The sequence below is a fragment of the Streptomyces sp. NPDC054794 genome (genome assembly GCF_053611585.1).
Map to the genome: position 1 here is coordinate 1 of NZ_JBSHAQ010000095.1, position 20,082 is coordinate 20,082.

At 71.4% G+C, this 20,082-nt stretch carries 20 protein-coding genes; 5 read left to right on the forward strand and 15 right to left on the reverse strand.

The genetic code is table 11. The features are described from left to right. Window positions 1-168 precede the first annotated feature (168 nt). From ACWGKT_RS46300 to ACWGKT_RS46340, 9 genes are all read right to left on the reverse strand, one after another. A complete protein-coding gene (locus tag ACWGKT_RS46300) occupies window positions 169-939 on the reverse strand; it encodes a DUF3159 domain-containing protein (protein WP_453278474.1) in 771 nt (256 codons plus the stop codon). Window positions 940-942: 3 nt separating this feature from the next. Further along, on the reverse strand, window positions 943-1,341 hold the full coding sequence (locus ACWGKT_RS46305; protein WP_235454964.1) for an OB-fold nucleic acid binding domain-containing protein: 399 nt from the start codon (window positions 1,339-1,341) through the stop codon (window positions 943-945). A gap of 156 nt (window positions 1,342-1,497) precedes the next feature. Then, on the reverse strand, window positions 1,498-2,181 hold the full coding sequence (locus tag ACWGKT_RS46310; protein WP_453278475.1) for a response regulator: 684 nt from the start codon (window positions 2,179-2,181) through the stop codon (window positions 1,498-1,500). Further along, window positions 2,178-4,721 (reverse strand): ATP-binding protein, encoded by a 2,544-nt coding sequence (locus ACWGKT_RS46315; RefSeq protein ID WP_453278476.1) that lies wholly within the window; start codon window positions 4,719-4,721, stop codon window positions 2,178-2,180. Before ACWGKT_RS46315 ends, ACWGKT_RS46310 begins: the two co-directional genes overlap by 4 nt. A 137-nt stretch (window positions 4,722-4,858) precedes the next feature. Beyond that, window positions 4,859-5,551, reverse strand: a complete 693-nt coding sequence (locus ACWGKT_RS46320) for an ABC transporter ATP-binding protein (protein WP_453278477.1) — start codon at window positions 5,549-5,551, stop codon at window positions 4,859-4,861. Window positions 5,552-5,610: 59 nt separating this feature from the next. Further along, on the reverse strand, window positions 5,611-6,822 hold the full coding sequence (locus ACWGKT_RS46325; protein WP_453278478.1) for an alginate lyase family protein: 1,212 nt from the start codon (window positions 6,820-6,822) through the stop codon (window positions 5,611-5,613). 193 nt (window positions 6,823-7,015) lie between these two features. After that, window positions 7,016-7,786, reverse strand: a complete 771-nt coding sequence (locus ACWGKT_RS46330) for a DUF3710 domain-containing protein (RefSeq protein ID WP_356157024.1) — start codon at window positions 7,784-7,786, stop codon at window positions 7,016-7,018. A gap of 1 nt (window position 7,787) precedes the next feature. After that, window positions 7,788-8,357, reverse strand: a complete 570-nt coding sequence (gene dut, locus ACWGKT_RS46335; protein WP_356157038.1) for a dUTP diphosphatase — start codon at window positions 8,355-8,357, stop codon at window positions 7,788-7,790. 41 nt (window positions 8,358-8,398) lie between these two features. Beyond that, window positions 8,399-8,983, reverse strand: a complete 585-nt coding sequence (locus tag ACWGKT_RS46340) for a PaaI family thioesterase (protein WP_235454970.1) — start codon at window positions 8,981-8,983, stop codon at window positions 8,399-8,401. A 58-nt stretch (window positions 8,984-9,041) separates the two neighbouring features. Between ACWGKT_RS46340 and ACWGKT_RS46345 the strand changes: the two genes are divergently transcribed. Beyond that, window positions 9,042-9,521, forward strand: a complete 480-nt coding sequence (locus ACWGKT_RS46345) for a DUF3093 domain-containing protein (RefSeq protein WP_356157021.1) — start codon at window positions 9,042-9,044, stop codon at window positions 9,519-9,521. A 78-nt stretch (window positions 9,522-9,599) separates the two neighbouring features. Here the strand turns inward: ACWGKT_RS46345 and ACWGKT_RS46350 are convergent, their stop codons facing one another. The 4 genes from ACWGKT_RS46350 to ACWGKT_RS46365 form a co-directional block, all read right to left on the reverse strand. Next, window positions 9,600-10,553: a hypothetical protein gene (locus tag ACWGKT_RS46350; RefSeq protein ID WP_453278479.1), complete on the reverse strand. Its 954-nt coding sequence runs from the start codon at window positions 10,551-10,553 to the stop codon at window positions 9,600-9,602. Window positions 10,554-10,566: 13 nt separating this feature from the next. Beyond that, window positions 10,567-10,863, reverse strand: a complete 297-nt coding sequence (locus ACWGKT_RS46355) for a DUF4193 domain-containing protein (protein WP_351348258.1) — start codon at window positions 10,861-10,863, stop codon at window positions 10,567-10,569. A 415-nt stretch (window positions 10,864-11,278) separates the two neighbouring features. Then, window positions 11,279-12,523, reverse strand: a complete 1,245-nt coding sequence (locus tag ACWGKT_RS46360) for a sensor histidine kinase (protein ID WP_356157014.1) — start codon at window positions 12,521-12,523, stop codon at window positions 11,279-11,281. Window positions 12,524-12,529: 6 nt separating this feature from the next. Further along, on the reverse strand, window positions 12,530-13,183 hold the full coding sequence (locus ACWGKT_RS46365) for a response regulator transcription factor (protein WP_453278480.1): 654 nt from the start codon (window positions 13,181-13,183) through the stop codon (window positions 12,530-12,532). A 409-nt stretch (window positions 13,184-13,592) separates the two neighbouring features. Between ACWGKT_RS46365 and ACWGKT_RS46370 the strand changes: the two genes are divergently transcribed. Further along, window positions 13,593-13,757: a hypothetical protein gene (locus tag ACWGKT_RS46370; protein WP_235454975.1), complete on the forward strand. Its 165-nt coding sequence runs from the start codon at window positions 13,593-13,595 to the stop codon at window positions 13,755-13,757. A 199-nt stretch (window positions 13,758-13,956) separates the two neighbouring features. On the opposite strand, the gene ACWGKT_RS46375 is transcribed toward ACWGKT_RS46370, so the two are convergent. Together ACWGKT_RS46375 and ACWGKT_RS46380 are read right to left on the reverse strand one after the other, a co-directional pair. Further along, a complete protein-coding gene (locus ACWGKT_RS46375; protein ID WP_356157008.1) occupies window positions 13,957-14,772 on the reverse strand; it encodes an inositol monophosphatase family protein in 816 nt (271 codons plus the stop codon). An 8-nt stretch (window positions 14,773-14,780) separates the two neighbouring features. Next, the gene (locus tag ACWGKT_RS46380; RefSeq protein ID WP_453278481.1) at window positions 14,781-15,908 is read right to left on the reverse strand and encodes a ferrochelatase; all 1,128 of its coding nucleotides are present in this window, start codon (window positions 15,906-15,908) and stop codon (window positions 14,781-14,783) included. A 140-nt stretch (window positions 15,909-16,048) separates the two neighbouring features. On the opposite strand from ACWGKT_RS46380, the gene ACWGKT_RS46385 reads away from it, so the two are divergent. The 3 genes from ACWGKT_RS46385 (at window position 16,049) to sepH (ending at window position 20,029) form a co-directional block, all read left to right on the forward strand. Next, entirely contained in the window at window positions 16,049-17,287 is a 1,239-nt protein-coding gene (locus ACWGKT_RS46385) for an MFS transporter (RefSeq protein ID WP_453278482.1), read from the forward strand. Then, on the forward strand, window positions 17,247-18,575 hold the full coding sequence (locus tag ACWGKT_RS46390; RefSeq protein WP_453278483.1) for a D-arabinono-1,4-lactone oxidase: 1,329 nt from the start codon (window positions 17,247-17,249) through the stop codon (window positions 18,573-18,575). The genes ACWGKT_RS46385 and ACWGKT_RS46390 overlap by 41 nt, the downstream gene beginning before the upstream one ends. A gap of 422 nt (window positions 18,576-18,997) precedes the next feature. After that, a complete protein-coding gene (gene sepH / locus ACWGKT_RS46395; RefSeq protein WP_453278484.1) occupies window positions 18,998-20,029 on the forward strand; it encodes a septation protein SepH in 1,032 nt (343 codons plus the stop codon). Window positions 20,030-20,082: the final 53 nt, after the last annotated feature.

Here is a 20,082-nt window from a genome sequence, read left to right on the forward strand (position 1 = left end):
CTCCTTGTGGGGGCGGGCCGGCCCGGCGTTGCGCTGGTGGTCCACGGGTGGGGGGGGGGCGGCCACACCCGTTTTTATTTCCCCGCGGGGGGGGGGGGGGGCCCCCGTAATTCCGGGCCCCCCCCTCCACGTATAGCGCCTGAGTCGGCCGACTCGGCCGAGCCTCGGCTAGCCGTCCCGGCGGTGACGTCCGCCGGCGCTCTCGCCGTGCTCCCCGGCCGCGGCGGCCGCCGCGGCCTTCCGCTCCTGCTCGGCCTTCTCCTCCGCCTCCATCTCGGCGAAGACGTCGATCGGCGCGGGCGCCTTCGCGAGGAAGACCCAGGTCAGCCAGACCGCGAGCAGGAAGGGCGGGATCTTCAGGGTGACCAGGACCCAGCCGAGCTGGGTGGTGTCGGCCCACCAGTAGAGCGGGAAGAGGATCGCGCACTTGGCGAGCAGGATCAGGCCCCAGGCCCAACTGGCCTTGGCGTAGGCCTTCTTGCGGCCGGGATTGCGGGTGCGCCAGGAGAGGTTCTCCTTGAAGACCGGGCCCAGGATGAGACCGATCAGGGGCACCCCGGCGAGGGTCGTGACGATGTACGCGATGGCCAGGCCCAGCGTGTAGAGCATGCCGGGGAGGTAGAAGTCCTTGGCGTTGCCCGTGAACATCGCGAACACGACACCGAACGCCACGCCGAAGACGCCGCTGAAGGCGTGCTTGACGGTGTCCTTCATCGCCAGCCGGACCACGACCAGCACCAGCGAGACGGCCAGTGCGGCGATCGCCGACCAGTGCAGGTCCTTGTTGATCGTGAAGATCGTGACGAAGAGCAGGCCCGGCACGACCGTCTCGACCATGCCCCGCACACCGCCGAACGCCTCGAACAGCGCGGCCTCGGTCACCGCCCGGGCGTCCTGCTGCTGAGTGGTGTCTTCGGTCGGCTTGTCGAGTGACGTCACCGGCTACTCCCGTCCGAGGGGTCTCAGTTCGTACTTCGGATTGAACAGCACCCGGCGGCCCCGGCTCATGGAGATCCGGCCCGATGCGATCAAGCGGCGCCCCGGTTCTATGCCCACGATGGAGCGCCTGCCGAGCCACACCACGTCCAGCGCGGCGGAGCCGTCGAACAGCTCGGCCTCCAGGGCCGGGACTCCGGCCCGCGGCCGCAGGGTGACCGTGCGCAAGGTACCAGTAACCGTGACGATCTGGCGGTCCTGACAGTCACCGATGCGCGTACATCCCGCGTTCTCGGTGTCCTCGCGCAGTTCCTCGGACTCCAGGTCCTCCTGCGACGAGGAGAGCCGGTCGAGCATGCGCCGGAACCGGCCGGCCGGCTTTTCGGAACGAGGAACAGCACTCATATCTGAAGCGTACCGGGGAGCACCGACGGCGACGTACCGGTGGGGCCACCGCTCGAAGTACCGCCGGGGCTACCGCTCGAACCGGTACCCCATCCCCGGCTCCGTGATGCTGCATCCCCCGGGGGACAACCCCCGGACCCCCGGCCGCCCTGCAGCTCACTTCTCGAACCGGTACCCCATCCCCGGCTCCGTGATGAAGTGCTTCGGGTGTGAGGGGTCCGCCTCCAGCTTGCGGCGGAGCTGGGCCATGTAGACGCGCAGGTAGTTCGTCTCGGTCCCGTACGAGGGCCCCCACACCTCCTGCAGCAGCTGCTTCTGGCTGACCAGGCGGCCGGTGTTGCGCACCAGCACCTCCAGCAGATGCCACTCGGTCGGGGTGAGCCGTACGTCCCGTCCGGCGCGGTCGACCTTCTTCGCGGCCAGGTCGACGGTGAACCCGTCGGTCTCCACGAGGACGTCGTCCTCGCCGCCCCCGGTGGGCTCGGCGCGGCGCACGGCGGCCCGCAGCCGGGCCAGCAGCTCGTCCATGCCGAAGGGCTTGGTGACGTAGTCGTCGGCGCCCGCGTCGAGCGCCTCGACCTTCTCGTCGGAGGAGTGCCGGGCCGACAGGACCAGGATCGGCACCCGGGTCCAGCCGCGCAGACCCTTGATCACCTCCACGCCGTCCATGTCGGGCAGACCCAGGTCGAGCACGATCACGTCGGGGTGGCGGGAGGCGGCGAGTTCGAGCGCGGTACGGCCGTCCGCGGCCGCGTCCACCTCGTACTTGCGAGCCTTGAGGTTGATCACGAGGGCGCGCACGATCTGCGGCTCGTCGTCGACCACGAGCACCCGGGTCATGGGGCCTGCCTTTCCGGTTGTGCGGGGGTGAGCTGTACGGGACGCGATCCTGCCGCGCGGAGGCTGAGGACCATCGTGAGGCCGCCGCCGGGCGTGTCCTCGGCGTTGAGGGTGCCGCCCATGGCCTCGGCGAAGCCCCGGGCGACCGCGAGGCCGAGGCCGACGCCGGCGCCGCGCGGGGAGTCGCCGTAGCGCTGGAAGGGCTCGAAGATGCGGTCCTTGGCGTCGTCCGGGACGCCCGGCCCCTGGTCCACGACGCGCACCTCGACCCGGTCGGCGATGGCGCTGCCGGCGACCAGCACGCGCCGGTGCTCCGGGCTGTACTTGACCGCGTTCTCCACCAGGTTGGCCACCGACCGCTCCAGCAGGCCGGGGTCGACGGCGACCATCGGCAGGCTCTCCGGGATGTCCAGGTCCACGCTGTCCTCGGGCACCCCGCCCAGCGCCATGGGGACCACCTCGTCGACGTCGATCTCCCGGATGAGCGGGGTGACGGTGCCGGTCTGCAGGCGGGACATGTCGAGCAGGTTGCCGACCAGGTGGTCGAGGCGGTCGGCGCCCTCCTCGATGCCCTCCAGGAGCTCGGCCCGGTCCTCCTCGGACCATTCGACGTCGTCGGAGCGCAGCGAGGTGACCGCCGCCTTGATCCCGGCGAGCGGGGTGCGCAGGTCGTGGCTGACGGCGGCGAGCAGCGCCGTGCGGATGCGGTTGCCCTCGGCGAGCTCCTTGGCCTGGTCGGCCTCCTCCTTCAGGCGCCTGCGGTCCAGGACGACGGCGGCCTGGGCGGCGAAGGCGGCCAGCACCCGGCGGTCCTCGGCGGGCAGCACCCGGCCCGTCAGCGCGAGCGCCAGGTGGTCCCCGACCGGCACGTCGACGTCCGCGTCCTCGGGCCGGTCCAGCGGGGGCCCGAACCCGGCGCGGCCCGCGCAGGTCCACGGCTCGACCTCACCGGCGCGTTCCAGCATGGCCGCCGACTCCATCCCGAAGGTCTCCCGGACCCGCTCCAGCAGCTCCTCCAGGCTGGTCTCGCCGCGCAGGACGTTGCCGGCGAGGAACGAGAGGATCTCCGACTCGGCGCGCAGCCGGGCGGCCTGGTGGGTGCGCCGGGCCGCGAGGTCCACCACGGAGGCCACGGAGAGCGCGACCCCGACGAAGATCACGATGGCGACGATGTTCTTGGGGTCGGCGATGGTCAACCGGTGCAGTGGCGGGGTGTAGAAGTAGTTCAGCAGCAGCGATCCGAAGGCCGCCGAGGCCAGCGCCGGGAAGAGCCCGCCGAGCAGGGCCGCCGCGACCGTGACGGCCAGGAACAGCAGCATGTCGTTGGCGAGGCCGAGGTCGACGGTGTTCAGCAGCAGCGCCAGGACCACCGGGCCGACCAGGCCGACCAGCCAGCCCCAGATGATCCGGGCGCGGCCGAGCCGGGCGCCCCGCGCCACGGGCAGTCCGCGCCCCTTGGCGACCTCTTCGTGGGTGACGATGTGCACGTCGAGGTCGGGCCCCGACTCCCGGGCGACGGTGGCGCCGACGCCGGGCCCGAAGACGTACTGCCACGCCTTGCGCCGCGAGGAGCCGAGGACGATCTGGGTGGCGTTCACGCCGCGCGCGAAGTCGAGGAGGGCGGCGGGTATGTCGTCGCCGACGACGTGGTGGAAGGTGCCGCCCAGGTCCTCGACGAGGGTGCGCTGGACGGCGAGTTCCTTCGGGGAGGCGGAGGTCAGACCGTCGCTGCGGGCTATGTAGACGGCGAGCACCTCGCCGCCGGCGCCCTTCTCCGCGAGGCGCGCGGCCCGCCGTATCAGCGTCCGGCCCTCCGGGCCGCCGGTCAGACCGACCACGATCCGCTCGCGCGAACCCCAGATCGCCGAGACCCGGTGCTCACTGCGGTAGGCCTTCAGGTACTCGTCGACCCGGTCCGCCACCCACAGCAGCGCCAGCTCGCGCAGGGCGGTGAGGTTGCCGGGCCGGAAGTAGTTGGAGAGAGCGGCGTCGACCTTGTCGGGCTTGTAGATGTTGCCGTGGGCCATGCGGCGGCGCAGCGCCTGTGGCGACATGTCGACCAGCTCTATCTGGTCCGCACGGCGTACGACCTCGTCCGGGACGGTCTCCTGCTGGCGCACCCCGGTGATCGACTCGACCACGTCACCCAGCGACTCCAGGTGCTGGATGTTGACGGTCGAGATCACGTCGATCCCCGCCGCCAGCAGCTCCTCCACGTCCTGCCAGCGCTTGGCGTTGCGGGAGCCCGGGATGTTCGTGTGGGCGAGTTCGTCCACGAGGGCGACGGCCGGGGCGCGGAGCAGTACGGCGTCCACGTCCATCTCGGTGAAGACGGCGCCGCGGTACTCCAGGTCCTTGCGCGCGATCTGCTCCAGGCCGTGCAGCATCACCTCGGTGCGCGGCCGGTCGTGGTGCTCCACGAAGGCCACCACGCAGTCGGTGCCCCGCTCCACTCGGCGGTGCGCCTCGGACAGCATCGCGTAGGTCTTGCCCACGCCCGGTGCCGCACCGACGTAGATCCGAAGCTTGCCGCGTGCCATGGCCCCATTGTCTTCCGCTGACTGCTGCGTACGCAGCGTCGACCTTACGGCCAACAATCTCGGCAAATGGGGCACGGGGACCGGCAGCGGGCATCTTTGACACAACCCTGATGGGGCGCCCGGCGGCGTGCCGGGGCTCAGTACTCGGCGATCTCCCCGTCGCTCAGCTCCAGCACCCGGTCGGCCAGGTCGAGCAGGGTCGCGTCGTGCGTGGCGACCAGCGCGGTGACCTGTTCGCTGTGGACGACGGCGCGCAGCAGCTCCATCACGGCGTGCCCGGTCTCCGCGTCGAGCCGGCCGGTCGGTTCGTCGGCGATGAGCAGCGCGGGGCGGTTGGCGAGGGCGCGGGCGATGGCGACGCGCTGCTGCTGGCCGCCGGACAGCTCGCCCGGCCGCTGGGCCGTGTGGTCGGCGAGGCCCACCAGGGAGAGCAGCAGCTCGACGCGCTCCTCGCGCTCGCGCGGGTCGGCCCGGCGCAGCCGCAGCGGTACGCCGACGTTCTCGGCGGCCGTGAGGATCGGGATGAGCCCGAAGGACTGGAAGACGAAGCCGATGCGGTCCCGGCGCAGCTCCAGCAGGCCGTTCTCGCCGAGCTCCGCGAGCTCCCGGCCCTCGACGGCGACCGTCCCCCGATCGGGCGTGTCGAGTCCGCCGACGATGTTCAGGAGTGTGGTCTTGCCGGATCCCGAGCGCCCCTTGAGGGCGACGAGCTCGCCGCGCGGGACCTCGAAGGACACTCCGCGCAGCGCGTGCACGGCGGCGGCTCCGTGGCCGTACGACTTGTGGACGTTCTCGACGCGCACCATGGTCTCGGTGACCACTCGACTCATGACGCCTCCCCCGTGGACCGGGCGCCAGTATCGCGAGCGGCGCCCGGTCGGGCAACGGGTCAGCCCGGGTTGTCGCCGTGGGTGAGGGTCTCCCAGGCGACGAAGAGGTTGTTGCTGCCGGCGGGGCGGTTGTTCCGGGTCAGCGTCTGGGTGTTGGTCATGGCGATGCCCAGGCGGTTGTGCAGGGCGTTGTAGCCGACCTCCGTGACCGGCCCGAGGCCGAGCTTGAGCGAGCCGCCGCACAGCCAGCTCGGGACGGCGGTGCCGAGCTGGTACTTCGACTGCAAGCCGAGGGCCTGCCGCAGCCGTTCCCCGACGTCCGTGCCGTACAGGTCCTGGCCCTGGATCCGGCTGGTCTCGGCGACGTGCGAGATCGCGGAGATGCCGTACCCCGTGTGGGTGAAGTCCCGGCAGGTCTCCTGGGTGAGCCCGGTGACGAAGGTCGACTGGCCCTGCCAGTAGGAGACGATCTTGGCGGTGGTGTCCAGGTGCTGGCTGGGCACGGTCTTCGGCACGGAGCCGTCGGAGGCGAGGTAGACGTAGGCGGCCGTGCGGGTGCGGAACTTCGCCATGGCCGTGTCGTACGACGCCTTGTCCTCCAGGAAGACGGAGATGCCGACGGCGGCCTCCGTCATCGACAGCTCCCAGTTGCCGTTGGAGTTGGAGCCCTTGATGACCACCGGCAGGTAGACGTTGCGGAGCATGGTCGCGAAGCGGCCGGAGTTGGCCCAGCTCCCGGTGTACGTGTACTTGATGATCTCGGCGGCCCGGGGCCAGGAGGAGCCCGCCCAGCCGGTCTGCAGGGGCGCGTTGGAGTTGGTGTGGCTGGTGATCGTGGCCGACCAGGCGTCCATGAGCTGGATGGCCTTGTGCGCGTAGCGCGCGTCCCGGGTGACGTACCAGGCGAGGGCGTCGGTGTAGGCGGCGATCGCGTCCTCGCGCTCGTCGGTGCAGCCGCGGTCGGGGTTCGAGTACGAGCCGCACTCGACCGTCGCCCTGGGCTTCGGGGTGCGGTTCAGGTCGGCGTACCTGCTCGCCGTCATCTGGTCGTAGGCGCCCTTCCAGGGCTGGGCGCCGGCCAGGACCTTCCCGCGGGCGAAGTCCAGCTGCCCCTTGGAGACGGTGACTCCGGGGTGGACGAAGGCGGTGGGGGCGGCCTCGGAACGGTCGGCGGCCGGCCAGGCGACCAGGCCGGCCACGAGGGCGCCGACGGCGGCGAGGAAGAGGGCGGGACGTGCTCGGTGGCGGTGTCGGGTGGGGGCGTCTGACATGACAGTCCGTTCCTGTACGTGAACGACGCTTGGGTTTCTGAACGCACACTGGTCCGGACCATAGGTATGGACCAGACTTCCGTCAAGGGATGAAGGAAGGCGGCGCACTCAGCCCCGGCACAACAGGGCACAAGGCACGACAAAGGGCCGCACCGGTGAGGGTGCGGCCCTTCTCGTGTATATGCCTGTGCCGTTACCGGACCTCGGTGATCTCCGGTCCGCGCTGCAGCTGGCCCATGCCGCCGGAGAAGCGGGAACCGCCCTCCTCCTGCTGTACGCCCTCGGGGACCATCTGGGCGTCGTTCGGCAGCTTCAGGACGATCGGGTCGCGGGGCGCCATCGGGCCCTCACCGCGTACGACGACCGTGTCCCGGAAGATCTGCTCCAGGAGCCCGGCCGCCTGCGGCTGCACCGCGCCCTGGCCCGAGATCACACCGCGCAGGAACCAGCGCGGGCCGTCCACACCGACGAACCGCACGACCTGGAAGCCGCCGGTGCCGTCCGGCAGCTGCACCGGCACCTGGGCGCGCAGCTCCCAGCCCAGCGGACCCTCGACCTCGTCGATGATGCCGCCCTGCTGGGTGATGCCGCTCCCGATCTCCTCGCGCACCTCGCTCCAGATGCCCTCGCGCTTGGGCGCGGCGAAGGCCTGCAGCTGGATGGCGCTGTCGCCCAGCACGACGGTCGCCGCCACGATCGCGTCGCCCGCGACCTCGACCCGCAGCTCCATGCCGTCGACGCCCGGCACGAACAGACCACCGAGATCCACGCGACCCTCGGCAGGATCGCGCACCTCGGTGCTGTCCCAGGGCCCGTCGGGCCGCGGCTCGGGCTCCAGCCGGACGCGCTCGCGCTCGGCCTCTTCCACTTCCTCGTCCGCCTCGGTGTCGACGCTGTCGACGACCTGCTCGGCCTCGCCGGCCGCGTCCTCGGCGGCACCCTTCTTGTTGCGACGTCCGAACACGTCACTGTCCTTCCCGGTCGGATACGACCGAAGCGTATCGATTCCCACCCGTCTGGCCGCCCTCGGCGACCTGACCGCTTGTGCCGCTCTCGTCGCCCACCGCGGCGTGGCCACCGGTGGACCCGAAGCCCCCCTCGGCCCGCGCCGAGTCGGGAAGTTCCGCCACCTCCCGGAAGCGGACCCTCTCGACCTGCTGGACGACCAGTTGGGCGATCCGGTCGAAGCGCTCGAACCGCACGGCCTCGCGCGGATCGAGATTCACCACGATCACCTTGATCTCCCCACGGTACCCGGCATCAACCGTCCCTGGGGCATTCACCAGGGCGACACCACAGCGGGCGGCGAGACCGGATCGAGGGTGCACGAAGGCCGCGTACCCCTCCGGGAGGGCGATCGACACTCCCGTGGGCAGAACGGCACGCTCACCGGGCTTGAGCTCGCACGCCTGGGTCGTCCGCAGATCGGCCCCCGCATCGCCGGGGTGCTCGTACGCCGGAAGCGGTACGTCGGGGTCGACACGCCGGATCAGCACGTTCAGGGGCTCGCGGCGGGCGAAGGGCGGGTACGGCAAGGGGGTCGCCGGATTCTCGGGGCTCACGGGGGTCTCGGGACTCACGGGTTCACCTCGAAGGCGCGGGCGCGGCGGATCTGGTCCGGGTCGCTCATCGCTGCCTGGATCTCCTCGTCGCGGCCGTTGTTGACGAAGTGGTCGACCTTGACCTCGATGAAGAGGGCGTCGGCGCGGACGGCGACGGGCCCGTCCGGACCGCCGATCCGGCCGGTGGCCGTGGAGTAGATCTTCCGCCCGGCGACCGCGGTCACCTCGGCCTCCAGATGCAGGGTGGTCCCCACCGGTACGGGCCGCAGGTAGTCGGTCTCCAGCCGCCCGGTGACGGCGACGGTGCGCAGCAGCCAGTTCAGCGAGCCGACGGTCTCGTCGAGCGCGGTGGCCAGCACCCCGCCGTGCGCGAGGCCGGGGGCGCCCTGGTGGGCGGGCTGCACGGTGAACTCGGCCGTGAGGGAGACCCCCTCGCCGGCCCGCGCCTCCAGAAGCAGCCCGTGCGCCTGCTCGCGACCGCACCCGAAACAGTGCGCGTAGTGCGAGCCGAGGAGCTCACCGGGCGCGGGAGCGTCGGGGTGCCGCACCGGTGTCACGGCGTCGGCGGGAGGCTGAAGAGCTGCGGAACTACGACTCACAGGCGCAGACCTTACCCGCGCGTCGGCGGTATCCCGACACCGTGCCAAGCTTGGCCGCATGCAGCTCTCCGCCACCCCGTACGAAGAACGCCTCACCGCCCCCCGCTCCTGGTGGCTGATCAGCTTCCTGATCGGGGTCTCCCTGGCTCTGATCCTGCTGCCGTTCGGCACGCTCCCCATGCTGGGCGGCCTGGTCGGCGGCACGGCGGCCGCGGCGGTGGTCGGCAGCTCGTACGGCTCCCCGCGCATCCGCGTCGTGGGCGATTCCCTGATCGCGGGCGAGGCGAAGATCCCGGTGTCGGCCCTGGGCGAGTGGGAGATCCTGGACGCCGAGGAGGCGCGCGCCTGGCGCACCTACAAGGCCGACACCCGCGCCTTCCTGCTCCTGCGCTCGTACATCCCGACGGCCCTGCGGGTCGAGGTCACCGACCCGGCCGACCCGACGCCGTACCTGTACCTGTCGACGCGGGACCCCCAGGGTCTGGCCGCGGCGATCGACGCGGCCCGGGGCTCCGCGGCGGAGCGGGACGAGCGGTAGGCGCGGTCCGACCGGCAAGGGCGGCTCGACCGGTCGGGGCGAGCCCGGCCGAAGGAGGCGTGGCTCGGCGGCGGGGCGTCAGTGGCCGAGGTCCTTGGTGATCTCGCCCAACGTCAGTGGATCCGCCGGCGGCTCCAGCGGGGGCAGCTCGGGCAGCTCGTCCCAGGGCACCTGGATCTTGCGGAGGTCCGCGCGGATGCGGGCCGCGAGCTTCTTGGTGTCGCGGCGGTTCATGACCGCGCCGACCGCGGCACCGACCATGAACGGCATCAGGTTGGGCAGGTCGCGCACCGTGCGTTTCATGACCTGCTGGCGCAGTTCGTGGTGCATCCGGCCGCCGAAGGCGGTGATCGTCGACGGCTTGCGCACGTCGATCCCGCGCTCCCCCGACCAGGAGGACAGATACGCGGTGCTGCGGTCCTTGAGGGCGCCCGGCGGTCGTACGCCGTAGACCTCGTGGAGTTCGGCGATGAGCTTCAGCTCGATCGCCGCGACGCCGGTGATCTCCGCGGCCAGCTCGGTCGGCATCGCGGGCGGCACGGGCAGCATCGCCGCCGCGCCGATCCCGGCACCGACCGTCGAGGTGGCGTTCGCGGCGCCCGCCACGAGCTTGTCGGCGAGTTCCTCGGGCCCGAGGCCCGGGAACTGCCTGCGCAGCGTGGCGAGGTCACGTACGGCGATACGCGGGGCGATATCGATGATCCGGTCCGCGAGGTGGGCGAGAGCCGCCCGAGCGCGGCTACCGCCCTTGCGCAGGCCGTCCCGGGCCAAGTCCCGGGCCTTGCCCCCGATGGCCACGGCCCTGTCCCGCGCTCGCGACTCCGGTCGAGCGGCGGGTGGCCCCTCGTCGGCGACGGGCACGGGCAGCTCCGCCGACGCCGGGAGGTCAGCCCGGTCGGCCGGTTCGAGCGGGGCTCCCCTGCCGGATGAGCCCCGCTCGACCTCACGTGCGCCGTGCGGGCCGTCGGACGGCCCCTGGTCCGCTCCCCCCAGGGAGAAGCGGCGCTTCCGGGGAGGGGTCGAGCCAGTCACGGCCGACCCGTCCTCAGTCGCAGTCGCGGCAGATCGGCTGACCGTTCTTCTCCCGGGCCAGCTGGCTGCGGTGGTGGACCAGGAAGCAGCTCATGCAGGTGAACTCGTCCTGCTGCTTCGGCAGCACCCGGACGGCCAGCTCCTCGTTCGAGAGGTCCGCCCCGGGCAGTTCGAGTCCCTCGGCGGCCTCGAACTCGTCGACGTCCACCGCCGCGGTGGACTTGTCGTTGCGCCGGGCCTTCAGCTCTTCAAGGCTGTCCGAGTCGACGTCGTCGTCGGTCTTGCGTGGAGTGTCGTAATCGGTTGCCATGTCGCTCTCCCCCTCTGGGTGTCTGCGGTGTCTCCAGCGCACGTAACGCGTGAGAGGCCGGACTTGTGCCCGACCCGAGGCGGAGATTTTGCCTCACATCAAGGTCTGTTACTCAATCGACACCCAACCGGACTCCTCAAGAGTGATCGGCTTGGATGGCGATGGGGACCGTACACGGTCCGAATGCCGCACCTCAAAGGCGTCTCCACGAGTACTTCCCGTGATCAGGACCCCCGAAAACCCGGATTTTCCCGGCTTTCCACCAGGTCGCATGATCACGGAGAGTAGATGGCCGGAAAACCGCTCATGTGATCGATCACACACGGGGAGCCCCGCCGCGCCTCCTGAAAATTCAGCGCAAAGCGAACATCCCCGCGTGTGTCGCCGAATCGCCTGATTGCGGCTCTCACCCGATTCACACCGGCAGAGTGACCCGCATCACGAGCCCGCCCCCTTCACGCGGTTCCGCCGAGATGTGGCCGCCGTGGGCGCGGGCCACGGACCGTGCGATCGACAGGCCGAGGCCCACACCCTTGTCGCTGCCCGTGCGCTCCGTACGGAGCCGGGTGAAGGGCTCGAAGAGGTTGTCGATCTCATACGCGGGAACGATCGGGCCGGTGTTCGACACGGTCAGCACCGCCTGGCCGTGCTGGACCTCGGTGGTGACCCGGACCCAGCCGTCCTCGGGGACGTTGTAGCGCACGGCGTTCTGCACCAGGTTCAGCGCGATGCGCTCCAGCAGGACGCCATTGCCCTGGACGACCGCCGGCCCCCGCTCGCCCTCGATCCGCACGCCCTTGGCCTCCGCCTCGGCGTGCACCTGGTCGACCGCCTGCGAGGCGACCTCGGCGAGATCGACGGGCTTGCGCTCGACGATCTCGTTCTCGCTGCGGGCGAGCAGCAGCAGGCCCTCCACGAGCTGCTCACTGCGCTCATTGGTGGCCAGCAGCGTCTTGCCTAGCTGCTGGAGCTCCGGCGGTGCGCCCGGGTCGGACAGATGCACTTCGAGGAGCGTGCGGTTGATCGCGAGCGGGGTGCGCAGCTCGTGCGAGGCGTTCCCGACGAAGCGCTGCTGGGCGGTGAAGGCGCGCTGCAGCCGGTCCAGCATGTCGTCGAGGGTGTCGGCGAGCTCCTTGAGCTCGTCGTCCGGGCCGTCCAGCTCGATCCGGCGGGACAGGTCCGAGCCCGCTACCGCGCGGGCGGTGCGGGTGATCCGGCCGAGCGGGGTCAGCACCCGGCCCGCCATCGCGTAGCCGAACGCGAAGGCGATGACGGCGAGACCCAGCAGGGCCAGCAGCGAGCGGCTGAGCAGGTTGTCCAGCGCGACCTGGCGCTGGTGCTCGATGCACGCGCTGATCGCCCGGTTGAAGTCGTCCAGCTGCAGGCTGTTCTTGATCGTCGGGCAGTCGGCGCTGCTCACCTGGAGCTTGCTGAAGTCGATGATCTTGAACGGGGGCTGGTTGCCGGTGCTGATCGCCTGCGCGGCCAGCAGGTAGATGATCGACAGCAGCAGGATGCCGGCGATCAGGAACATGCCGCCGTACAGCAGCGTGAGCCGTATCCGGATGGTCGGGCGCAGCCACGGGTACGGGGGCTGCGGCCTCCTGGGGTCCCAGGTGGGTTTCGGTGGCGCCTGGGGTGGCGCGGGAGCGGCGGCCACGGCGGATCAGATCCGGTAGCCGGAGCCGGGCACGGTGACGATGACGGGCGGCTCGCCCAGCTTGCGGCGCAGGGTCATGACCGTCACGCGTACGACGTTGGTGAAGGGGTCGGTGTTCTCGTCCCAGGCCTTCTCCAGCAGCTGCTCGGCGGAGACGACGGCGCCCTCGCTGCGCATCAGCACCTCCAGGACCGCGAACTCCTTCGGCGCGAGCTGGACCTCCTTGCCGTCGCGGAAGACCTCGCGGCGGTTGGGGTCGAGCTTGATGCCGGCACGCTCCAGGACCGGCGGCAGCGGCACGCTGGTGCGCCGGCCGAGGGCACGCACGCGCGCGATGAGCTCACTGAACGCGAACGGCTTGGGAAGATAGTCGTCGGCGCCGATCTCCAGGCCCTCGACGCGGTCGCTCACGTCGCCAGCAGCGGTGAGCATCAGCACGCGCGTGGGCATGCCGAGCTCGACGACCTTGCGACACACGTCGTCGCCGTGCACGAGCGGGAGGTCGCGGTCGAGGACGACCACGTCGTAGTCGTTGACGCCGATGCGCTCCAGGGCGGCCGCACCGTCGTACACGACGTCGACGGCCATGGCCTCCCGGCGCAGTCCGGTGGCCACCGCATCCGCGAGCAGTTGCTCGTCCTCGACGACGAGTACGCGCACGTCTTGTCCTTCCTGTGTCCACCCGCGTAGCGCACCGTGGGCGCGCGCGGGCAGGGGCCATCGTGGGGTGTGACTCCATCCTGCCCTTTTCCGCCATAAGTCGGCTGTAAGACGGGGGCACGGCCGCAGAGACCGGGCGGTGGCGCGGGAATGCGAGATTTTCTCCGCCGGTTGAGGTTTCCGTGGAAGGGAGCGGGGGGAGGACGGCTTTACACCCCGCGATCACGCTCTGCATGTGCCGCACTCCAAGCGGTACACCGCGATCCGCTTCTGCAGAGTGGGCGTGGGTGTCCGGCACCGTCGCCGCCCGGCTCGGGCAGCGCTGGGCACCCGCAAGAGACGTGATCGCCCCTTCCCAATGGCACACCCCGGTGCCACCGACCCACGACCCAGGACGAGGGGGCGCAGCATGGACGCATTCACCGCAGGACTTCTGCAGCGCATAAGGGCGACCGAGTCCGACCTCACGCGGGCTCGCGACGAGGGCGACGATTTCCTCGTCGAGGTGGAGCAGGCAGAGCTCGACGACCTGCGCCGCCTCGCCGCCGAACACGGTGTGGAGGTCAGCGCCTAGCGTCTGATCGCGCATAAGCACACAGCGGGCCCCCGGCGAATCCAGCGCCGGGGGCTTGGTGTTTTGCTCGTTGTTCTACTCGTTCGCCTGCGGGGCGCCGAAGCCGGTGTCGAGCCACCGATCGTGCTCGACCCTTCGGGCCTCCGCGCGTTCGCCGTCCCGGCACCGGCTCAGGCGCCCCCGTAGGCGAACGAGCAATCTAGTCGTGCCAGGCGCCCAAGTCCTCCAGAAGGCGCTGGAGGGGCTCGAAGACTCCCGGGGTGCCCGCGACCGTCAGGGCGGGTGACGGGCGGTCTCCGGGGCGTCCTCCGGTCAGGGCGCCCGCCTCCCGGGCGATCAGGTCGCCCGCGCCGTAGTCCCAGGCGTTCAGGCCGCGCTCGTAGTAGCCGTCGAGTCGGCCCGCGGCCACGTCGCACAGGTCGACCGCGGCGGAGCCCCCGCGCCGGATGTCGCGCAGCAGCGGGATCATCCGTGCGGCCACCGCGGCCTGGTGGGCGCGGACCTCGGAGACGTAGTTGAAGCCGGTGGAGACCAGCGCCTGGTCCAGGGGCGGCGCGGGCCGGCAGGACAGGCGGCGCTCGCCGTCCCAGGCGCCGGTGGCCCACGCCCCGCCGCCGCGCACCGCGTGGTACGTCTCGCCGCGCATCGGGGCGGCGACGACCCCGACGACGGTCTCCCCGTCCTGCTCGGCGGCGATGGACACCGCCCAGGTGGGCAGCCCGTACAGGTAGTTGACCGTGCCGTCGAGCGGGTCGATCACCCAGCGGATGCCGCTCGTGCCCTCGATGGAGGCGCCCTCCTCGCCGAGGAAGCCGTCGTCGGGGCGCCGGCCCGCGATCAGGTCGGTGATCAGCTTCTCGGCCGCGATGTCCATCTCGGTGACGACGTCGATCGGGCTGGACTTGGTGGCGGCGACCGCCAGGTCGGCCGGGCGGCCGTCGCGCAGCAGCTCGCCCGCGCGGCGGGCGGCGTCCTGGGCGAGGGCGAGCAGTTCCGTGTGCAGGGGGTCGGTCACCGGAGTCCTCACGCGTAGGGGCTGTCGGCGCCCGCGGCGGCCGGGCGGGGGGCGCGGGCCGGGCAGCAGCCGACCGGGCACACGTTGTGGCTCGCGCCGAGTGCGCCCAGCGCGCACGGCGTGACGTCCCGTCCGCTCTCCACGGCGGCGCGCTCCAGGACGAGTTCGCGGACCGCGGCGGCGAACCTGGGGTCGTCGCCGACGGTGGCGGCGCGCCGCACCGGCAGGCCCAGCTCCTCGGCCTTGGCCTTCGCCTCGGTGTCGAGGTCGTAGAGGACCTCCATGTGGTCGGAGACGAAGCCGATGGGGGCCATGACGACGGCCGGGACCCCGGCGCCGTGCAGCTCCTCCAGGTGGTCGCAGATGTCGGGCTCCAGCCACGGGATGTGCGGGGCGCCGGAGCGGGACTGGTAGACGAGCCGCCAGGGGTGGTCGACGCCGGTGCGCTCGCGGACGGCGTCGGCGATCAGCTCGGCCACGTCCAGGTGCTGCTCGACGTACGCGCCGCCCTCCCCGTGGGCCTCGACCGGGCCGGAGGTGTCCGCGGCGGAGTCCGGGATGGAGTGGGTCGTGAAGGCGATGTGGGCGCCGCCGCGGACCTCCTCGGGCAGATCGGCGAGGGAGGCGACCACCCCGTCGATCATGGGCTCCACGAAGCCGGGGTGGTTGAAGTAGTGCCGCAGCTTGTCGATCCTGGGCAGTTCCAGGCCCTCGGCCTCCAGGGCGGCCAGCGAGTCGGCGAGGTTCTCGCGGTACTGGCGGCAGCCCGAGTAGGAGGCGTACGCGCTGGTGGCCAGGACCAGGATGCGGCGGCGCCCGTCGGCGACCATCTCCCGCAGGGTGTCCGTCAGGTACGGGGCCCAGTTGCGGTTGCCCCAGTAGACCGGCAGGTCCAGGCCGTGCTCCGCGAAGTCCTTGCGGAGGGCGTCCAGCAGGGCGCGGTTCTGGTCGTTGATCGGGCTGACCCCGCCGAACAGGAAGTAGTGCTGCCCGACTTCCTTGAGGCGTTCCTTCGGGATGCCGCGCCCGCGCGTCACGTTCTCCAGGAACGGAACCACGTCGTCCGGGCCTTCCGGGCCGCCGAAGGAGAGCAGGAGCAGGGCGTCGTAGGGGGTGGCATCGAGCGCGTCTGGCATGGGTCCGATCCTGCCACCCGCCACTGACGGCCGGGAAACAGCGGGGTGACGAGTCCGGTTCCGGCCGGAATTCCCAGGTGCGTTAGGGTTGCCTAACCCGTAAGCTGTAACGACTCTCTTCACACCTTACGGAGCCCTGCGTGCCCAGCCCCTATCGCGCCCTGTTCGACGCCCCCGGCACCAAGGGCTTCTCCGCCGCGGGCTTCCTCGGCCGGATGCCGCTGTCGATGATGGGCATCGGTGTGGTCACGATGATCTCCCAGCTCACCGGGCGGTACGGGCTCGCGGGCGCGCTGTCGGCCACCATCGCGCTGGCCGCCGCCGCGATCGGGCCGCAGATCTCCCGGCTGGTGGACCAGCACGGGCAGAGCCGGGTGCTGCGCCCCGCCACGCTGGTGGCGCTCGCGGCGGCGGCCGGACTGCTGCTGGCCGCGCACTTCGGGTGGCCGGACTGGACCCTGTTCGTCTGCGCGGCCGGGATCGGCTCCGTGCCGAGCCTCGGCGCGATGATCCGGGCCCGCTGGGCGGCCATCTACCGGGGCACCCCGAAGCTGCACACCGCCTACTCGTTCGAATCGGTGGTCGACGAGGTCTGCTTCATCTTCGGGCCGATCATCTCCATCGGACTGTCCACGGCCTGGTTCCCGGAGGCGGGGCCGCTGCTCGCGGCGTGCTTCCTGGCCGCCGGCGTCTTCTGGCTGACCGCCCAGCGGGCCACCGAGCCGGTGCCGCACCCGTGCGAGCACCGCGGCGGCGGCAGCGCGCTGCGCTCCGGTGGCCTCCAGGTGCTGGTGGGCACCTTCGTGGCGACCGGGGCGATCTTCGGGGCCGTCGACGTGGTCACCGTCGCGTTCGCCGACGAGCGGGGCCACAAGGGCGCCGCGAGCGTCGTCCTGGCGCTGTACGCGGCGGGCTCCTGCCTCGCCGGCCTGGTGTTCGGACTGCTGCGCTTCGCGGGGGCACCGGAACGCCGGTGGTTGCTGGGCATATGCGCGATGGCCGTGAGTATGATCCCCCTCCTACTGGTCGGAAACTTGCCGCTTCTGGCCGTGGCGCTGTTCGTTGCGGGCCTGACCATCGCACCGACGATGATCACGACGATGTCCCTCATCGAAGAGCACGTACCTCGCGCACAGCTCACCGAGGGCATGTCCTGGGTGAGCACCGGCCTCGCGGTCGGCGTCGCGCTCGGCTCCTCCGTGGCCGGCTGGGTGATCGACGCAGCCGGCGCGCGGGCCGGGTACGGGGTTCCGGTGGTGTCCGGAACCGTCGCGGTCGCGGTCGGTTTCCTCGGGTACCGCCGGCTCAACAGGCCGGCCGCGGGTCGGGGAGGCACCGTTGAGCACCACAGCGAGCGGGAAGAACGGCACGTGGCGTAACTGGGGGGGCAACGTCGCCGCGCGCCCCGTCCGGGAGGTCACGCCGGCCTCCGTGGAGGAACTGTCCGCGGCCGTGCGCAAGGCCGCCGAGGACGGGCTGACGGTGAAGGCCGTCGGCAGCGGGCACTCCTTCACCTCCATCGCCGCCACCGGCGGCGTCCTGATCCGCCCTCAGCTGCTGACGGGCATCCGCTCCATCGACCGCGACGCCATGACCGTCACGGTCGAGGCCGGCACCCCGCTCAAGCGGCTCAACATGGCCCTGGCCCGCGAGGGCCTCTCGCTCACCAATATGGGCGACATCATGGAGCAGACGGTCTCCGGGGCCACCAGCACCGGCACGCACGGCACCGGCCGCGAATCCGCCTCCATAGCCGCCCAGATCAAGGGTCTCGAACTCGTGACGGGCGACGGTTCACTGCTGACCTGTTCCGAGAAGGGGACCGAAGAAGAACGCGCCGTCTTCGCGGCCGCCCGCGTCGGGCTGGGCGCCCTGGGCGTCATCACCGCGATCACCTTCGCGGTGGAGCCGGTCTTCCTGCTCACGGCCCGCGAAGAGCCGATGCCGTTCGACCGGGTGCTGGCCGAGTTCGACCAACTGTGGGCCGAGAACGAGCACTTCGAGTTCTACTGGTTCCCGCACACCGGGAACACCAACACCAAGCGCAACAACCGCAGCGCCGGACCGGAGCAGCCGGTGGGACGGCTGGCCGGCTGGTTCGAGGACGAGTTCCTCTCCAACGGCGTCTTCCAGGCGGCCAACTGGGTCGGCCGCACGGCGCCCGCCGCCATCCCCACGATCGCCAGGGTCTCCAGCCGGGCACTGTCCGCGCGGACGTACACGGACATCCCGTACAAGGTCTTCACATCGCCGCGCCGGGTGCGCTTCGTGGAGATGGAGTACGCCGTCCCGCGCGAGGCGCTGGCGGACACGCTGCGCGAACTCAGGGCCATGGTGGACCGTTCGCGGTTCAGGATCAGCTTCCCGGTCGAGGTCCGCACCGCCCCGGCCGACGACATCACCCTCTCCACCGCCTCCGCCCGGGACAGCGCCTACATCGCCGTCCACATGTTCAAGGGGACGCCCTATCAGGCGTACTTCACCGCCGCCGAGCGCATCTTCACGGCGCACGAGGGACGGCCGCACTGGGGCAAGGTGCACACCCGCGACGCGGCGTACTTCGCCGAGGTCTACCCGCGCTTCGGGGAGTTCACCGCCCTGCGGGACCGACTCGACCCCGACCGGCTCTTCCAGAACGACTACCTGCGCAGAGTGCTGGGCGAATAGCGCGCGGACGCACGCCAAGAACCCCCGGTTCCATATCCGGTGATTTCGTGAACTACACCACGCCCATGATCGCGAAAACCGCTTGCGGACGGCCAAGTCGCGTTCCTTGCCAGAAGTTGGGCGGCGCGCCAATCCACGCACGTGGTCCAAATGGAGTACTGTTGCGAGCCCTGGGTCCGGCCTCCCGCCAGGGTGTCCGTGGCCTCGCAGGACCGCCGGGAGGGGGCCAGTTGCACAGGGTGACGGAGTTGGTCACTTAGCGTTGCGAATAGGTAACCGTGCCATAACGGCGGCCCAGGGCCCATGCCCGACACGCCGGGCAACTCGGCAAGGTTGTGGCAGGCTGCACCCGGGCAGGCCACACTCGACTAGCGGAAGCAGCGACGCACGTGACGTCGGCAGGCACCACCCGGGAGGTCCCCATGCCCGAACTGCGTGTCGTGGCCGTCTCGAATGACGGCACACGGCTGGTGCTGAAGGCTGCCGACGCAACGGAATACACGCTTCCGATCGACGAACGGCTGCGTGCCGCCGTCCGGGGCGACCGCCCCCGCCTCGGCCAGATCGAGATCGAGGTGGAGAGCCATCTCCGCCCCCGTGACATCCAGGCGCGGATACGTGCGGGCGCGACCGCGGAAGAGGTCGCACAGCTCGCCGGCATCCCCGTCGACCGCGTACGCCGGTTCGAGGGCCCGGTCCTCGCCGAGCGTGCCTTCATGGCCGAGCGGGCCCGCAAGACCCCGGTCCGCAGACCCGGCGAGAACTCCGGTCCGCTGCTCGGCGAGGCCGTCCAGGAGCGACTGCTGCTGCGCGGCGCGGAGAAGGACACCGTGCAGTGGGACTCCTGGCGCCGCGACGACGGCACCTGGGAGGTCCTGCTGGTCTACCGGGTCGCGGGCGAACCGCACTCGGCGAGCTGGACGTACGACCCGCCCCGGCGGCTCGTGCAGGCCGTCGACGACGAGGCGCGCTCGCTGATCGGCGAGTCCGACGACCTCGCCGCCCCGGAGCCGAGCTTCCCGTTCGTGCCGCGCATCGCCCGGCTGCCCCGCGACCGCCCGCTGGACCGTTCCCCCGACCGCGAGCGGGCCGCCCTGCCGACGCAGGCGAGCGAGCCCGCCGAGGAGAGCACCGGCGAACGCGACTCGCTGACCAGCCTGTTGGAGGCGGTACCGAGCTTCCGCGGCGACATGGTGGTGCCCGAGCGCCCCGCGGAGACGCCGGAGGAGCCCCCGGCCGAACCGGTGGCGGAAGAGCCTCCCGCCCCGGCGGCCTCGGCCGGTTCCGCCTACGCGGACGTCCTCATGCCCCGCTCCGTGGGCAGCCACCGCGACCGGCTGGTCGGTGCCACCGACCGGCAGGCCGAGGCGGACGGCGTCCGTCCGGGCCGCCGGGCGGCCGTCCCGAGCTGGGACGAGATCGTCTTCGGCACGCGACGCAAGAAGCAGGAGTAATCGGCCGTACGACCGTGTCGGGGGGGGGGGGGGCGCCCGCGGGGGGGCCCCCC

Excerpts from the sequence above, each read along its gene's own strand:
- ACWGKT_RS46305 (WP_235454964.1), bottom strand. The coding sequence starts at position 1,341 with ATGAGTGCTGTTCCTCGTTCCGAAAAGCCGGCCGGCCGGTTCCGGCGC.
- ACWGKT_RS46310 (WP_453278475.1), bottom strand. The coding sequence starts at position 2,181 with ATGACCCGGGTGCTCGTGGTCGACGACGAGCCGCAGATCGTGCGCGCC.
- ACWGKT_RS46315 (WP_453278476.1), bottom strand. The coding sequence starts at position 4,721 with ATGGCACGCGGCAAGCTTCGGATCTACGTCGGTGCGGCACCGGGCGTG.
- ACWGKT_RS46320 (WP_453278477.1), bottom strand. The coding sequence starts at position 5,551 with ATGAGTCGAGTGGTCACCGAGACCATGGTGCGCGTCGAGAACGTCCAC.
- ACWGKT_RS46325 (WP_453278478.1), bottom strand. The coding sequence starts at position 6,822 with ATGTCAGACGCCCCCACCCGACACCGCCACCGAGCACGTCCCGCCCTC.
- ACWGKT_RS46345 (WP_356157021.1), top strand. The coding sequence starts at position 9,042 with ATGCAGCTCTCCGCCACCCCGTACGAAGAACGCCTCACCGCCCCCCGC.
- ACWGKT_RS46355 (WP_351348258.1), bottom strand. The coding sequence starts at position 10,863 with ATGGCAACCGATTACGACACTCCACGCAAGACCGACGACGACGTCGAC.
- ACWGKT_RS46370 (WP_235454975.1), top strand. The coding sequence starts at position 13,593 with ATGGACGCATTCACCGCAGGACTTCTGCAGCGCATAAGGGCGACCGAG.
- ACWGKT_RS46380 (WP_453278481.1), bottom strand. The coding sequence starts at position 15,908 with ATGCCAGACGCGCTCGATGCCACCCCCTACGACGCCCTGCTCCTGCTC.
- sepH (WP_453278484.1), top strand. The coding sequence starts at position 18,998 with ATGCCCGAACTGCGTGTCGTGGCCGTCTCGAATGACGGCACACGGCTG.